Source organism: Kibdelosporangium philippinense (assembly GCF_021390435.2).
GTDB lineage: Bacteria > Actinomycetota > Actinomycetes > Mycobacteriales > Pseudonocardiaceae > Kibdelosporangium > Kibdelosporangium philippinense.
Window position 1 is genome coordinate 1,391,416 of sequence record NZ_JAJVCN010000004.1, and the last position, 15,110, is coordinate 1,406,525.

The 15,110-nt window shown below is 65.4% G+C and carries 12 protein-coding genes and 1 pseudogene; 7 read left to right on the plus strand and 6 right to left on the minus strand.

The genetic code is table 11. The features are described 5' to 3' along the window. Position 1 precedes the first annotated feature (1 nt). Positions 2-1,693, minus strand: a pseudogene (locus LWC34_RS49415) (glycoside hydrolase family 2 protein); the annotation flags it as partial. A 241-nt stretch (positions 1,694-1,934) separates the two neighbouring features. Here LWC34_RS49415 and LWC34_RS49420 point away from each other — a divergent pair. Together LWC34_RS49420 and LWC34_RS49425 are read left to right on the plus strand one after the other, a co-directional pair. Next, a complete protein-coding gene (locus LWC34_RS49420; protein WP_233732975.1) occupies positions 1,935-2,621 on the plus strand; it encodes a CPBP family intramembrane glutamic endopeptidase in 687 nt (228 codons plus the stop codon). Between the two features lie 35 nt (positions 2,622-2,656). Further along, complete coding sequence (locus tag LWC34_RS49425) at positions 2,657-3,640, plus strand: trypsin-like serine peptidase (protein WP_233732977.1); 984 nt, start codon at positions 2,657-2,659, stop codon at positions 3,638-3,640. Here the strand turns inward: LWC34_RS49425 and LWC34_RS58480 are convergent. Next, complete coding sequence (locus tag LWC34_RS58480) at positions 3,637-3,843, minus strand: pirin-like C-terminal cupin domain-containing protein (protein WP_233732979.1); 207 nt, start codon at positions 3,841-3,843, stop codon at positions 3,637-3,639. The genes LWC34_RS49425 and LWC34_RS58480 overlap by 4 nt on opposite strands. 319 nt (positions 3,844-4,162) lie before the next feature. Here LWC34_RS58480 and LWC34_RS49435 point away from each other — a divergent pair, with 319 nt between their 5' ends. Together LWC34_RS49435 and LWC34_RS49440 are read left to right on the plus strand one after the other, a co-directional pair. Then, positions 4,163-4,906: an alpha/beta fold hydrolase gene (locus LWC34_RS49435; RefSeq protein WP_308200269.1), complete on the plus strand. Its 744-nt coding sequence runs from the start codon at positions 4,163-4,165 to the stop codon at positions 4,904-4,906. 37 nt (positions 4,907-4,943) lie between these two features. Continuing rightward, complete coding sequence (locus LWC34_RS49440) at positions 4,944-6,032, plus strand: aldo/keto reductase (RefSeq protein ID WP_233732989.1); 1,089 nt, start codon at positions 4,944-4,946, stop codon at positions 6,030-6,032. Here the strand turns inward: LWC34_RS49440 and LWC34_RS49445 are convergent, their stop codons facing one another. From LWC34_RS49445 to LWC34_RS49455, 3 genes are all read right to left on the minus strand, one after another. Further along, positions 6,033-7,013 (minus strand): LCP family protein, encoded by a 981-nt coding sequence (locus tag LWC34_RS49445; protein ID WP_233732991.1) that lies wholly within the window; start codon positions 7,011-7,013, stop codon positions 6,033-6,035. It lies immediately after the preceding gene. Then, positions 7,013-7,510, minus strand: coding sequence for a SigE family RNA polymerase sigma factor (locus LWC34_RS49450; protein ID WP_233732993.1), 498 nt, complete (start codon positions 7,508-7,510; stop codon positions 7,013-7,015). The genes LWC34_RS49445 and LWC34_RS49450 overlap by 1 nt, the downstream gene beginning before the upstream one ends. Before the next feature lie 135 nt (positions 7,511-7,645). After that, positions 7,646-8,989 (minus strand): IS701 family transposase, encoded by a 1,344-nt coding sequence (locus tag LWC34_RS49455; RefSeq protein WP_443667751.1) that lies wholly within the window; start codon positions 8,987-8,989, stop codon positions 7,646-7,648. A gap of 531 nt (positions 8,990-9,520) precedes the next feature. On the opposite strand from LWC34_RS49455, the gene LWC34_RS49460 reads away from it, so the two are divergent. From LWC34_RS49460 to LWC34_RS49470, 3 genes are all read left to right on the plus strand, one after another. Next, the gene (locus LWC34_RS49460; protein ID WP_233732995.1) at positions 9,521-12,574 is read left to right on the plus strand and encodes an AfsR/SARP family transcriptional regulator; all 3,054 of its coding nucleotides are present in this window, start codon (positions 9,521-9,523) and stop codon (positions 12,572-12,574) included. A gap of 57 nt (positions 12,575-12,631) precedes the next feature. After that, complete coding sequence (locus LWC34_RS49465) at positions 12,632-13,162, plus strand: hypothetical protein (RefSeq protein ID WP_233732997.1); 531 nt, start codon at positions 12,632-12,634, stop codon at positions 13,160-13,162. Between the two features lie 168 nt (positions 13,163-13,330). Further along, complete coding sequence (locus tag LWC34_RS49470; RefSeq protein ID WP_233733001.1) at positions 13,331-14,239, plus strand: C1 family peptidase; 909 nt, start codon at positions 13,331-13,333, stop codon at positions 14,237-14,239. A gap of 3 nt (positions 14,240-14,242) precedes the next feature. Here LWC34_RS49470 and LWC34_RS49475 read toward each other — a convergent pair whose 3' ends face one another. Next, a complete protein-coding gene (locus LWC34_RS49475) occupies positions 14,243-14,995 on the minus strand; it encodes an AfsR/SARP family transcriptional regulator (protein ID WP_233733003.1) in 753 nt (250 codons plus the stop codon). Positions 14,996-15,110: the final 115 nt, after the last annotated feature.

The window sequence follows — 15,110 nt, forward strand, 5'->3', positions numbered from 1 at the left end:
CGCGGATGATCTGGTCGTTGACCGCACGCACCTCGTGGAAGTCCATTTTGGCCACTCGTCGATCGTAGGTGAAAAAGCCGTTCACCTCGTGCTCCACATCGGTGATCTGGGTGTAGATCGCGCCGCTGAGGCTGTTGGTCTTGGCTGCTTCGAGCACGTCACGCTGATTCTCGACATAACGCCTGGTCAACGTGGCGATGTCCGGCGTCATCTGGTACGCGTGGCCGTCGTTGAACCACATATGGCCGTCGACCTCAAGGCCGAAGCCGCCGTGCTCGCCGTCGATCGCGATCCTGGTGGCGTCCGGCAGCGTGGTGGCGGGGCCGACGTATTCGTGCAGGTCGATCACGTCGCCGTGGCCCGAATCGCCGAAGGAATCGGTGAGGTTGTAGCCGCTGTGCGCGTTGACGATCCGGCTCGGGTCGAGGGCCTTCACTTCGTCCGCGATGCGGCCGGTGTCCTCAAGCGACCATTCGCCCCAGCCCTCGTTGAAGAGGATCCACCCGAGAACGCACGTCCAGTTCTTCTTCTGTGTCACCATTTCATGCAACTCGGCCTCGAACTGGCGCTGAGCGTCGGCAGGCGGACGGCCGAGTTTCGTCGACGGCATGTCCTGCCAGACCAGCAGTCCCAGCCGGTCGGCGTGGTAGTACCAGCGGTCCGGCTCGGTCTTGATGTGCTTGCGAACCGTGTTGAAGCCAAGGACTTTGTGCTGTTCCAGGTCGAACCGCAGTGCCTCGTCAGTCGGCGCGGTGTAGATCCCGTCCGGCCAGTACCCTTGATCCAATGTGGACAGCAGGAACAGGAACTCGCCGTTCAGGGTGAACCGGAGTCGCCCGTCCTTGTCCGGCTGCATGCCGAACTCGCGCATCCCGAAGTATGAGGTGACCCGATCGCCTTGCGGGAGAACGACTTCGAGGCCGTACAGGAACGGCGAATCCGGTGACCACAGCTTGGGCTGCGGCACCGGGATCTCCACAGTGGACGTGCCACTTTTACGGCTGACCAAGGAATCGCCATCGCGGACCGTCACTTGGAAGGACTGGTCCGGCCCGGCGATGTGGGCGGTCACCACCAGCGATTCTCGGTCGAGGGAAGGAACCATGTCCAGCGAGACGACATGCGTTTCAGGCACCGGCTCCAGCCACACGGTCTGCCAGATGCCGGACGCACCCTCGTAAAAGATGCCCTGATCAGGGACAAGGCGTTGCTTGCCGATCGGCTGCCACGTCGCGTCGGCCCGGTCTTCGACCCCGACGATCAACTCCTGCGAGCCACCGGCCTGCAGAGCATCGGTGATGTCGAACGAGAAGGACCCGTATCCGCCCTGGTGTGAGCCGATTTCCTGACCGTTGACGTAGACGGTCGCTCGATAATCCACGGCACCGAAATGCAGCAGGATGCGCCCTCGCCAGGCAGGCGGGACGTCGAAGGTGCGCCGGTACCACATGAAGTCTTCATGCCGGGCGATACCGGACAAAGCGGACTCAATGGGAAATGGGACAAGGACCCGTTCCGGCAGCGTCTCACCGAAGGACGGCTGCTCGCCCGATGTGAACTCCCACACGCCGTTGAGGTTCAGCCAGTCCGGCCGGGCCAGCTGTGGTCTGGGGTATTCGGGCAGCGCGTTGGTGGGAGAGACCGAGTGGGTCCATGGCGTGGTCAGCTTGAGGTCGCCCATTGTCCAGTCCATCAAGCCCGACGCTACCAGCGCCAACCGTGTCCACCGTTCCGGCACAGCGTGTCCACCGTTCCGGCACACCGTGTCGACCACTGCCATTGCCAAAGGTGGACACACCGTGCTGGAACGTGTATTTCGCTGTGTTGGAAAGGTGGACACGGCGTGTTGGAACGTGCATTTCAGTGTGATGGAAGGGTGGACACGGCGGTTGAACCTTAGAAGATCGTCAGGCTGGGCTTCGTAGCTTGGGATCATGGCTGTGCGGACGGTTGCCCAGGGGACGATCCTTGGTGCTGAGATCACCAGTCGGCGGAAGGTGTATCTCCTCGCCGAGTTCGCCGTGCTGTTCTTCGGCACGATCGCGGCCTTCGCCGTGTTCGCGCAGGGTGTCAGCCCGATTCCGTTCCTGCTCGCGCTCGGCGTGGGCTCCGTGGCCTACCTGATCAGGCAGAAGAGCTTCGACCGCAAGGACTTCCTGCGTCCCGAGGCGGTCCGCGGGCAACTGCGGCCCATGCTCGGCCTCTGGGCGGTCGCGGCCGTGGTGGCTGTTGCGGCAGTGGCGATTCTGCTGCCCGACGACCTGTTCAGCCTGCCTGCGAGCAATCCATGGCTGTGGCTGGCCATCGCCGTCGGCTATCCGCTGCTCAGCGTCTATCCGCAGGAACTGATCTTCCGGGCCTTCATGTTTCACCGCTACGCCCCGGTCTTCGGCAGCGGAACGGGAATGATCGTTGCCAGTGCGGCCGCGTTCGGGTTCGCGCACATCATCTTCGGCAACTGGTTCGCGGTCGTCGCCACGACTGTTGGCGGTTTGCTCTTCGCTTCCCGATACGCCAGAAGCAGGTCATTGCTCGCGGTCTCCATCGAGCACGGCCTCTATGGCGTGTTGATCTTCACCGTCGGCCTCGGCCAGTTCGTCTATCACGGCGCCAATTCCTGACAACCTCCTGACATCCGGCTGCCACGCTAGCCGCCATGATCCGAAAAACGATCCTGTGCGGCTTGGCTTTCGCTACCGCACTGGCTTTCGCTACTGGATCAGGTGTTGCGACACCAGGTTGGGCGTCCACTTCGGACGCTGTCGTGCACGCCATCCCTGCCGGCGAGCAACAAGCCGTCAAGGACCACTGGACCACCGAGCGGATCGCCAAGATGGAGTCCGATCCGCCGAACAACGATCCGCTCAAACAAAGCCCTGCTGGCGCGGGTTTCCGGCAGGGAACCGCGGCCGACAGGTCCATCGGCAGGCTGTTCTTCGTCGATCGGGACGGCGACGACGCCAGTTGCACCGCCACCCTCGTGCCCAGCGCTGGGCGTTCCGTCGCCGTGACAGCCGGGCACTGCGCGCACGGGTTCGACCTGATCGGCAACGACCCGAGGTGGACGACGAAACTGCTTTTCGTGCCCGGTTTCCGGGACAACACCATGCCGTTCGGAGCCTTTCCGGTCAGGTCAGTCGTCGTCCACAAGGAATGGGTGGCCGATGACCAGAAGTCCGAGTACGACCAAGCATTCGTGACGCTCAACGAGCACATTCCTGCCGTGCCGCAGGCTATTGCTTTCGACCAGCGCGGAGACCAGGCCGTTCAGCAGTTCGGCTACCCCAGGGCAAGCCCGGCGCCAGGAATCAAGGGCCGCCCCGAGTTCATCGGCCAGCGGCTGGCTCGCTGCTGGGGCAACGCGGCGAAGTACGTTCCCCATCCCGAGCTTCCGCCGGAGGATCTCTGGGGTGTCGCGTGTGAGATGGGCGGCGGTTCCAGTGGCGGGCCACGGATCGCGCACTTCGCCGAGCCCGTTGGACTCGGTGTCGTCGTGGGTGTGAACTCGCAGGGCGCCCATATAGACAGTGCTGGCAAGTACTGCAACACACCGGTTGCCGGGCAGTGCACGCGTCACCTGGTCGGCCCGCGGTTCACCAAGAAGATCACGCAGCCGCTCTACCTGCGAGCACTGGTTTAGGTGTGCGGGATGTGCTCGCCAGGGATGACACCGAACTCGCTGGACTGAAAGTCCTGCAGCGCCTGGAAAATCTCCTCGCGGGTGGTCATCGCGAACGGGCAGTACCGCACCACCGGTTCCCGGATCGGCAGGCCGCCGAGCAGCAGGACATCGAGGTTCGGCTCGGCGGCAGGCTGGCTCGCGGCGCCCTTGAGAGTGAGCACATCGCCATTGCCGAAGACAGCGGCGCGCCACCGTCCGCTGAGGACAGCAGGCTGGCCTGCTGCGCGCGGATGTCCCGGTAGCGCGGTGGGTTGAACGTGTTGGTACTGGGCAGATTCACCCAGAGCTGGATGCCGTGGAACAGGCCACGGTTTGGCCAGCGAAGCCTGGGTAGTCCCTCGGCATGGGGATATTCACTGGGTTCGAGCTCGACTGGATCGAGGGAGCGGGCGCGCGGCTGCGGGTCCAGCACGGCGGTTCCGGATCGCCGGTCGTGTTGCTGCACGGGCATCCCAGGACACACACACAACGTGGCACCGGGTGGCGCCGCAGCTGGCCCGTGACCACTACGTCGTCTGCCCTGACCTGCGGGGATACGGTCAGTCCGACAAACCCGCGAGCACCGAAGACCATGCGCCCTACTCGAAGCGCGCGATGGCCGACGACATCGTGGCGATCATGGGCCAGCTCGGTCACGAGAGGTTCGCGGTCGTCGGACACGATCGTGGCGCCTATGTGGCGTACCGGACCGCGCTCGATCACCCGGACGTGGTGACGAAGCTGGTCGTGATCCACATAGTCCCGACTGCCGAGGCGCTCGACCGAGCGGACGCCAGGTTCGCCAAGGAATGGTGGCACTGGTTCTTCCTCGGGCAGACCGCGAAACCGGCCGAGCGCGTGATCACCGCGGACCCGGAGACCTGGTACAACGCCTGGACGTCGAACTCGCCGGACCGTCTCGGCCCTGAGAACCACGCCGATTTCCTCGCGGCGATCCGCGACCCGGCGACTGTGCACGCGATGGTCGAGGACTACCGGGCCAATCTCGGCATCGACCGGATCAACGACGAGGCGGATCGCGCTGTGGGCAAGCAGATCACGTGTCCCACGATGATGCTGTGGTCGCTGCGTGACGACATGGAACAGCTGTACGGCGATCCGCTGGAGGTCTGGAAACCCTGGTGCCCGCACATCATCGGGCACGGCATCGACTCGGGTCATCACGTCGCCGAGGAGAACCCGGACCAGTTGGCGAAGGACCTGCGCGCGTTCCTGGGCCAATGATTGGACTTGCCGGTCCATTTTTTGCTGGGCAGGCTGAATGGACCAGCTAGTCCATTCGGGAGATGAGATGCAGTACTACCTGCTCGGCAAGTCGGGTCTGCGGGTCAGCCGGGTCGCGTTGGGCACGATGAACTTCGGCACGCGTGGCTATCACGCCGCCTACGGCAAAACCGAGGACGAAGCCCGCCCGATCCTGCGGGCCTACCTGGACGCGGGCGGCAACTTCGTGGACACGGCCGATTTCTACACCGCGGGCCACAGTGAGGAGATCATCGGCAAGCTCCTGGAAGAGGCCGGGGCACGCGACCGGGTCGTGCTGACGACCAAGTTCACCAACACCCTCGACCCCAGCGATCCCAACGCCGGTGGCAACGGCCGCAAGCACATGATCAAAGCCGTCGAGGACTCGCTGACGAGGCTGCGGACCGACTACATCGACCTGTTCCTGCTGCACATCTGGGACCGGATGACACCGGTCGAAGAGGTCGTGCACACCTTCGACGACCTGGTCAAGGCGGGCAAGGTCCGGTACGCGGGCATGTCCGACGTGCCGAGTTGGTACGCCGCCAAAGCGCAGACCTACGCCGAAGCGCACGGCCTGACCAGGATGATCGGCCTGCAGCTGCCGTATTCCTTGATATCGCGGGAGATCGAGCTCGAATACGTGTCCTTGGCGCAGCACCTCGGCATGGGCATCACCGGGTTCGGACCGGTCGCGGGCGGGTTGCTGACCGGCAAATACCGGCCTTCGCACGGGGGCCTGGATGGTGACGGTCGTCTGAAAGACAGCCCCGGATACCGGGTGCTCGGTGAACGCGAGTGGCAGATCGTGGCCGCCGTCGAGAAAGTCGCCGGCGGGCTTGGCCGCAGCATGGCCCAGGTCGCGATCAACTGGACCGCGACCCAGCCGGGTGTCGCGGCGGCGCTGATCGGCGCGAGCAGCGCCGACCAGCTGGCGAGCAACCTGGCGGCGCTGGACTTCGAAATCCCGGCGGACGCACGTGAGCTGCTCGATCAGGCGAGCGCGCTGACCTTGCCCATGCCGTACGCCCTGTTCCACCCGGTTGCCCAGGCGGAACTTGTCGGCCCGAAGACCGCCGACAAGCCCACCGGGTACTGGGGTTAGTTAGTTGACGCACTCCGGCCCGTCGCTTGGCTGGCCGCTGAGACGTTCGGCCGTGAACCGCCGCGCTTGCTCGGGGTTGACGGTCAAAGTGTCCCCAGCTGGCCCGGTAGTCGTCGGACCCACCGGAACGGTTGCCACGGAGAAGCTGGTCTGCCCGGACAGCCGCTTGGCGAAATCGAGCACGTCGAAGCTGGGATCGGCCTTCACCTCACGCAACAACGCGGTGGCCAACGCGGCCTTCTGCTCCGCGTCGATGCCGGTCAACTTGGCGGCAAGACCACGCAGGAACGCCTGGTGGCGAGTGATCCGGTCGAGGTCACCCTGTGGCAGTCCGTGGCGCTGCCGGATGAACGCCATCGCCTGATCACCATTGAGAATCTGTTTGCCCGCACGGAAATCCGCGTTCGAGTACCGGTCCTTCGCAGCCGTTTTCAGGCAGACCTCGACACCGCCGATGGCCGACACGGCGTTGACGAATCCGGCCTGCGTGATGGTGACGTAGTGCTCGGCGCGGATTCCGGTGAGCTTCTCGGCCTCGGCCACCATCGCCTTGGCGCCGTTGTCGCCGCCGCCCGCCTTGGCGTAGTACGAGTTCAGGCGATAACCGGACGCGGTGTGGCTGTCGCGTGGCAGCGACACCGCCCGGATCGACCCGTCCGCGCCCAGCTTCGCCAGGACGATGGTGTCCGGAATGTTGATCACGTCGAGGCCCATCAGCAGCACGGTCGTCTCGGCGACAACTACCGGCGGGTTGACAGTTTCCGAGGTCGCGGGCGGTGCCGCCGCACGTGACGCGGTCAAGGGAATGACCACGGCGGCAATGCCCGCGGCCACCGCGCCGCCCGCCACGGCGACAATCCAGATCCGCTTACGGCGTGGCTTGGCGCCCTGCCGCAGCGCGGTGAGCACGGTGCCGGGATCGACCGCCTGCTCAGCCTCCGCGGCGATCGCCTGGCGGATCAGCAGTTCATCGTTGGTCATCACAGCACCTCCATGACCCGGTTGTCCGCGCGCAACGTCTTGAGCGCGCGGGAAATGTGGCTGCGTACGGTTCCTTCGGAGCAGTTCAGGACAGTCGCGATCTCCCCGTCGCTGCAGTCCTCGTAGTAGCGCAAGACCAGCGCCGCGCGCTGCTTACGCGGCAGCACGGCGATCCTGGCGCGCATCGCGTCCCGTTCGGCGTGCTGCACCGCGGGATCACCGACCGGCGGTGTCAACGCGTCGATCATCCGCGAAGGGGACGCGATGTCCCGAGCAGCCTTGCGGTGCCGCCAGGACAGGTATTCGTTCGTCACCATCCGCTTGACGTAGAGGTATGGCGCGTCCATCGCCTCGATCCGTGGCCAGCGCCGCTGCGCGCGCAGCAGCACCTCCTGCACGATGTCCTGCGCCAGATACCGGTCACAGGTCATCGCGGTCGCGTAGCGCAACAGCCGATCGAGACGATCAGTGACGAACTGGTCGAAGCCGTCCGGCACTGCCGCTCCCTTCTGCTCGATGTGTCGAATGCGGCCGGGAAACCCCGGCGCACCCCGCTGCTGTTGAACGCTGTGACGTGTGTCACCCGAAAAGGTGGCGAGATCACGACAGCCTAATACGGCAGCAGCCATTCGTTAGCTGACCTGGGTGATCTTGATGTCGCGGGCGAGTCTGGCGCGTTTGTGGAACCAGCGTGATCGTGCTTGATGCCTGCGGCGCCAGTTCACCCAGTGGGTTGCGTGTCCAGGTGGTCGGGGTGTGGTGGTGCCGGCGATCAGATGCTTGATTTCGGGGATGGTGAGCGGGATCAGGCCGGGATCAGCGGGTGGGAGCTGGTCGGGGTGTAGGGGTTCGGGGGCTTGACTGTCGGTGCGGTCGCGGAGCAGTGCGGCGGTGACCGCGCAGACCGCAAGAGCGGCGCATACAAGCACGGCGTGTCGGGCGATCGCGGTGTAGAGCCTGACCTGAGCCTGGTCCAGGCCGAAACAGTCTTTGCCGAACTCGAATCCTTCCTCGACAGGCCAACGCAGCCCGGCGGCGCGGATCAGCCGGGTCTTGGTGAGCAGTGCGCTTTCGGGCACGTAGCAGTAGTGGAAGGCCAACTCGCCGGTGCGCAGGTGTTTGCGGATGAGGAGGTAGTGGCGGGCCGAGTTGGTGGCGATCCAGGCCCAGGCATACCACCGGTCGCCTTTGGAGCCCTTGCCGGCCGAGCGGATTTCCCACTGTCGCTCGCGTTTCAGCAATGTCTTCGTGGCCTGGTCGCAGGACAGCTCCATGCCGCTGGACAGGATGATCCGGAAGTTCTTCTGAACCCGCAGCACATAGGCTTGCTTGTCGGCCTCGAAGTGGGCCCGCAACTCGGTGCAGCTGCCGTAAACCTCGTCCCCGCAGTAGAAATCAGGCCGGAACCCGTCCGCGGCCACCGTCGTGCAGATGTCGATGGCCAACTGTCCTTTGGTGCGGAACGTCAGATCCAGGGGAAGCGCCGAGCGCAGCGACGTCACCGGGTCGCTGATGTGCTCTTCGGGAATCCACTGTTGGAACCCGATCAACGCATGCCCGACACCTTCGCGCACATAGGACAGGTGCACCGTGTTGATCCCGTTCTCCACCCGACCCGCGCAGCCCAGATGCTGCCGTTTGACACCCGCGGTGGCTTCACCTTTCTTCTGCTGCCCCGTCTCATCCAGCGCCCCGATCACCAACTTCCCGCGCCGGCGCCCGCCCTTGCGGGCCGCTTCCTCCAACCCGGACACCGCGAACCGCCGGATCTGCGCCATCGCCTCGGCCTCGTCCCACACCGCCCGGTTCAGCAGCCGCTGCGTCCGATCCGGTGTCCGGTCCCCGACATACTCAGCGATGGTCCAGCCGTTCCGTTTCGGCAGCTCGCTTGTCACCGCCCGCACGTACTTACGCGCCTGCACGAACGGCTCGATCCGCCGAAAACACGAACGCAGCCGTTCGGACAGCTCACCCAGTTTCCGCCCAGCCAACCGAGCACCTATCCTGGCAGCCGCAGCCGCCTGCGATCCTGTAGTTCTCACAAACACATGATCAACAGGCGGCTGCCCCATGTCGCCACCGGCCCCAGCTACACATCCCCACAGGTCACAACCCGAATGGCTGCTGCCGTACTAAGCAGTGGCCCGCTGACCGGCCATGATCCAGACCACTTCGACTGTGCCGCGCGGGCACACCGACCGGCTATTTCTTGCTCGCCGAGTGGGCTTTTTGAACACGTATGAACAGATTTCCGCTCGGTTTTTCCTGCTGATGACTGTTTTTCCAGGTCAGCGGCTGTCTGGCTGAAATCGGACATGGCGGGCGTCAAATGCGATGGACATGCCCGAAAATCGCCAGGTCGGGCCGTTTAACTGGGCAATTGCAACGCATTTGCCGGAGCGTGGCGTTCTGACGTTAACTGTGCGACTGGGCCCCCGGTACGCGTTCGCCGCCAGCTCTTTCGCGCGTACCGGTCGCGGGCTTGTGCGGAAAGGGAATTGAGGCACATGGGGGAACCCGTAACCCCTGGTGAGCCGCGGTACCGGATCCTCGGACCGGTCGCTGTGATGGGTGACGTCGAGTTGGGCGCCCCGAAGCAGCGCGCGGTGTTGGCCGCGTTGTTGCTCAACGCGAACCGGATGGTGTCGGAAGAGCAGATCTTCACCCTCGTGTGGGGCGAGGAGACACCCAAGTCGGTACTCGGCCGGGTACGCGTCTACGTCCACGAACTGCGCGCGCTGCTGGGCAGGGACGTGATCGACCGGGTCAGGGCCGGCTACCGGATCAGCGTGCGGCCGGGCGAGCTTGACCTTGACGTCTTCACCGAGCGGATCACCGAAGGCAGGACCGAGGCGAAGTCGGGACGAGCGGCCGAGGCCGCGGCGAAGTTCCGGGCCGCGCTGGATCTGTGGACCGGCCCGGCGCTTGGCGGCGTGAGCGAGCCGTTGGCCGAACGTGAGACCGACGCGTTGGAGGAGCGCAGGCTCAACGTCTACGAGGAGCTTTTCGACGCCGAACTCGCAGCCGGATGCCACGACAAGGTGGTCAGTGAGGTGCAGCGGATCGCGGCCGACCACCCGTTGCGGGAACGGCTGCAGGGCCAGTTGATGCTCGCGCTCGACAGGTCGGGCCGCAGATCCGAGGCGCTCGCGGTCTATCTGGACACGCATCACCGGCTGGTCGAGGAGCTCGGCATCGAACCGGGCCAGGCGCTGCGCGAGATCCACCAGCGCATCCTTGATCCCGGCGAGGCGCCCGTGCGGACGCGGCCCGCTGAGTTGCCGCGGGACGTGCGCGGCTTCGCTGGGCGGGAAGCCGAGCTGACCGCGCTCAGCGAACGCCTGCTGACCAGCGACGGCGGTATCGGCGTGATCAGCGGGACCGGCGGCGTCGGCAAGACCGCGCTGGCGATCCGCTGGGCGCATCGGGTACGTGACCAGTTCCCGGACGGGCAGCTGTTTCTCAACCTGCGGGGATACGACCCGGATCACGAACCGCTCACGCCAGTCGCCGCGCTCGGGCAGCTGCTGCAATCCCTTGGCGTGCCGACCGAGCGGGTACCGGACACTGTGGAACAGCAGGCTGGGCTGTACCGATCGCTGCTTGCCGACCGGAAAGTCCTTGTGGTGCTGGACAATGTGCGCGACGCCAGCCAGGTCTGGCCGTTGCTGCCGCCGTCTGGTGTGGGGATCGTGACCAGCAGGCACCGGTTGGGCGACGTGGTCGCCAACACCGGCGCGTACCACGCGTCGCTGACCGAGTTGACCGAGTCGGACGCGTTGGCGTTGCTGACCGAGGTGCTCGGCGAAGACCGCGTCACCGAGGAACGCGACGACTGCGTCGAATTGGCCAGGTTGTGCGGCTGGCTGCCGTTGGCGTTGCGGATCGCGGCGGCCAACGTTGTCGAGACGCACGGCATTGCCGACGTGGCCTCGGAATTGGCCAACGGCGACCGGCTGGCCGAGCTGGCCGTCGACGGCGCGGACAGCCCGGTGAGTGCCGCGTTCGCGCTGTCGTATCGTGCCTTGCGACCTCGTGACCGGCAGGTTTTCCGGTTGCTGGGCTTGGTTCCCGGCCCGGACGTGACACCGCACGCGGCCGCCGCGGTCGCCGGGATCTCGGTCGCTGAAGCGACAAAGTCCTTGCGCACGTTGGCAGCCGCGTATCTGATCGAGCCACAGGCCGCGCAGCGCTATCGGTTCCACGATCTCGTGCGGCTCTTCGCGTCCGACCGAGCCCGTACGGATCCGGAACGCACGCAGGCGTGGGACCGGCTGATGGACCACTACCTGGCCGTTTCCAACGCCGTTGTGGAGAAACACGGCCAAGCCGTTCTTCGGTTGCCTGGCACGTTCCCGGTCGCGTCCGCGCCTGTCGGCGACGCGATGGAGGAACTGCCGAACCTTACGGCCGCGCTGATCCAGATGTGTGCGCAGGGACCGTATCGGCAAGCCTGGCGCCTGGCTGACGATCTGCGCGTGCTCTACCCGCGCCACGGCCGTCGGCTGGCGTGGCTTGAGCTTGGTCCGATCGTGCTGGAAGCCGCGAAACGCAATGGTGAAGCCGAAGTCCAGGCCATGCTGCAGCACAGCATGGGGGAGGCGTTGCTGCGTGCTGGCCAGCGTGAACAGGCGGTCACTGTGCTGAACAACGCGGTCGCGTTGTCTCGCAGTTGTGGCTGGCGGGAATGCGAGGCAGCGTCGCTCGCGGACCTCAGCCTGGTCCTGGAATACACCGGACGGCTGGCGAAAGCCATTGAGCACAACCAGAAAGCGGCCGCGCTGTTCGCCGAACTCGGGTCCGTCGCGGGGGAGAACCGCACGCTCAACGGGCTCAGCAGGCAGTACCACCACTTGGGCAAGCTCGAGCTGGCTGAGGACTGCGCCCGCAACGCACTGGAGATCAGCCGCAGCCACCGGATGCACCTCGCGATGGTGCACGACATGCGCGACCTCGGTTCGGTTCTGCTCGACCTCGGGCGCTACGAGGAATCGCGGACCTACATCGATCAATCGATCACGATCGGCCACGACCTCGGCGCACGCGGCATGGGCACCGCGTACACCTGGCTGAGCCGATGGCACTGGGAGACCTTCAGCGACGAAGGCGCGCGAGCGGCCGCGCAACGCGGGGTGGACGTGTCCGAGGAGGAAGGCGACGTGCTCATCAAACCCGCCGCGCTGATCGCGCTCGCGGACGCGGAGATCAGGCTCGGCGAATACGACCTCGCCGATCGGCACCTCTCACAGGCCGAAGCCATGATCAACCGGGCCGGGTTGCGGTGGCACATGGCGTACGGCCTCTGCGCCCGATCACGGTTGAGCGCGGCGCACGGTGACTTCGACAAGGCAATCGATGAGGCGACTCAGGCCCGTGATGTCGCACGGCAGGCCGGTTATCGTCCGCCCGAGCTGGCCGCGTTGACCGAGCTCGCTTTCATCCACTCCCGTGCCGGAAACCGCGCGCAGGCGAGCAAGACCGCGATCGCGGCACTGGAGTTGTGCAGGTTGTGCGGTCACGCGCCGTGCGCCGACCGGCTGGAGCCGCTGATCGAGGCATAACCGCAGCTGGCAACCGGAGGGAACTTTTTCGGAACAGGCCGGTGTGACTGTTCTGCCGTGCCTGACTTCGAATTCAAGGTGAGCCCGGAACTGACCGAGGCCGCCGAGCTCGCGTTGTCGGCGTGTCAGATCCTTGGCTGGGCGGACGCGCTTGTCGTGGACAGCGTCGAACCGGAGAAGGAAGCGGTAATCAAGCTGTTCACCGAGTTCTCGGACGCCGATCTCGCCGGGCTGCAGACGATGATCGACGATCTCGCCGAGACCACGGTGGTGTTCCGGCGGTCCCGCGAGCCGGGTGCGGACGTCGACGCGTTGATCCGTGAGCTCGGTGAGCTGCGTGCGGGAGTCGAGGCCACGCACCGCCTGATCAGCGAGGCGCGCACCGACCTGACCGGGCTGGCCAGGTCGTTTCACGCCGACGCGGTCCGCTACTGCATGACCAAGGCGTCGGGCGACTCCGCCACGACGGTGTTCCGGTCCTTTTTCGACCAAGCGCTCAGCCTGCGCAAAGCCGTCCGCAAGGCGGCTGAAGGTGTCGTCATCGGTCAGTCGGCGATCGGAAACGGGCCGATCGTCCGCAGCGCCTGACCGGTGACGATTGCCCCTCGTGGGTGGCCGCATTCGGGTTCCCCCCCCCAGTTCACCCTGTGCACCACCCACGAGGGTGCGTTTTGGACACGAGATGGTCCCGGCGTGTATCTGCACGGCCTCGTGCTACCTCTTTCAGCGATATCGCCAATCGACTGTGAGGGGAACATGGACACGATCTCGCTGCCGGGCAAGCCCGGGGTCACCGGGATGGGCTGGCTGCCGGACCGGCCGGACGTCCGCGATCTGACCCACGACTCGCCCGAAGTCAGAAAGTTACTGTCGGCGTCGGCATCCCCGGCGCTGCAGGCGCTCGCCGGTGACTCGCCCGCCGAAACCCCGGACAAATTGGATCTGCGCGAGTGGTTCTCGCCGGTGGAAGACCAGCAGACGATCGGTTCCTGCACGGCGAACGCGGCCTGCGGCATCGTCGAGTACTTCCAGCGCCGCTCGTTCGGCAAGCACGTGGAGATGTCGCGGCTGTTCCTCTACAAGGTGACCCGGCAGTTCCTCGGCCTGACCGGCGACACCGGCGCGCACCTGCGTAGCACGATGGGTGCGTTGGCGTTGTTCGGCGTCCCGCCGGAGCGGTACTGGCCCTACGACATCGCCAAGTTCGAGGACGACCCGCCCGCGTTCTGCTTCGCGTTCGCCCAGAACTACCAGGCGCTGACATACTTCCGGCTGGATCCAGCCGGTGCCTCGGCCAAGGAAGTCCTTGACACGGTTCGCAAACACCTCGCGGCCGGGGTGCCGTCGATGTTCGGATTCACGGTCTACGGCAGCATCCGACGGCCTTCCGCGCCGGGCGAGATCCCTTACCCGGCAAAGGGAGAGAACGTCGAGGGCGGGCACGCGATCCTGGCCGTCGGGTACGACGACAACCGGACGATCAAGAACCCGATCGACGGGAAGACGCAGACGGGTGCGTTCCTGATCCGCAACTCGTGGGGCGAGTCCTGGGGCGACAAGGGGTACGGCTGGCTGCCGTACGAGTACGTGCGCAAGGGCCTTGCCGAGGACTGGTGGGCGATGACCGCGCAGGAATGGATCGAGACCGCGTCGTTCGACGAGTGAGCCTCACTGTCCATTGAGGATCATTTCGTGCACCTGGCGCAGTTGGCGGCCCGGCTCGATGCCGAGCTGCTCGACCAGGGCGTGGCGGGACCGTTGGTAGACCCGCAAAGCCTCGGCCCGCCTGCCCGTCGCGGCCAGTGCCCGCATGTACTGCGCGGCGAACCGTTCGCGTAGCGGGTATTGGCGTACCAGCATGTCCAGTTCGCCGAGCAGTTCACTTGCCTTGCCGCAGGCCAGTTCCGCGTCGACGCACTCCTCGACGATGGTGACTCGCTCGGTTTCCAGTCGCGCCGCTTCCAGTTCGAGGTGTGGCTGGTCGATCGCGCACATGTTCGCGCTGCGCCATTGCCGCAGCGCTGTCCGGAAGCATCGGGCCGCGGTTTCGTAGTCGCCTCTGCGGGCGGCTTCGCGTCCGGCTTCCGATTCGGCTTGATATGTCAGCAGGTCGAGGCTGGCGACATCCACGGTGATTCGGTAGCCGCCGTCGACCTGCTCGATCGGGATGCCACGGCAGCGCAGCCTGTGGATGTATGTGTGCAGGTTCGACACGTACGACTTCGGCGGGGTGTCGCCCCACAGCACGTCCACGAGTCTGCTCACGGTCACCCAGCGGTTGGCGTGGAACAGCAGCTCGGTGAGCAATGCGGGCAAGCGGTTGCCGCGCAGCGACATCAGTGATCCGTCGGCCGCGGAGATGGTCAACGGTCCCAGCACGCCGAACTTCAGTTCGTCCCTGGCAGCGATTGCGGTAGTCATCTGATGTTCCCCCTGTCAGTGTTCCGTGGTCCGTTTCGGTGTTGCACTGAAATCGGACCACACTCGTGTGAACTATGTCAACACGAGTTCTGGCGATACGATATGTTTCCCACGG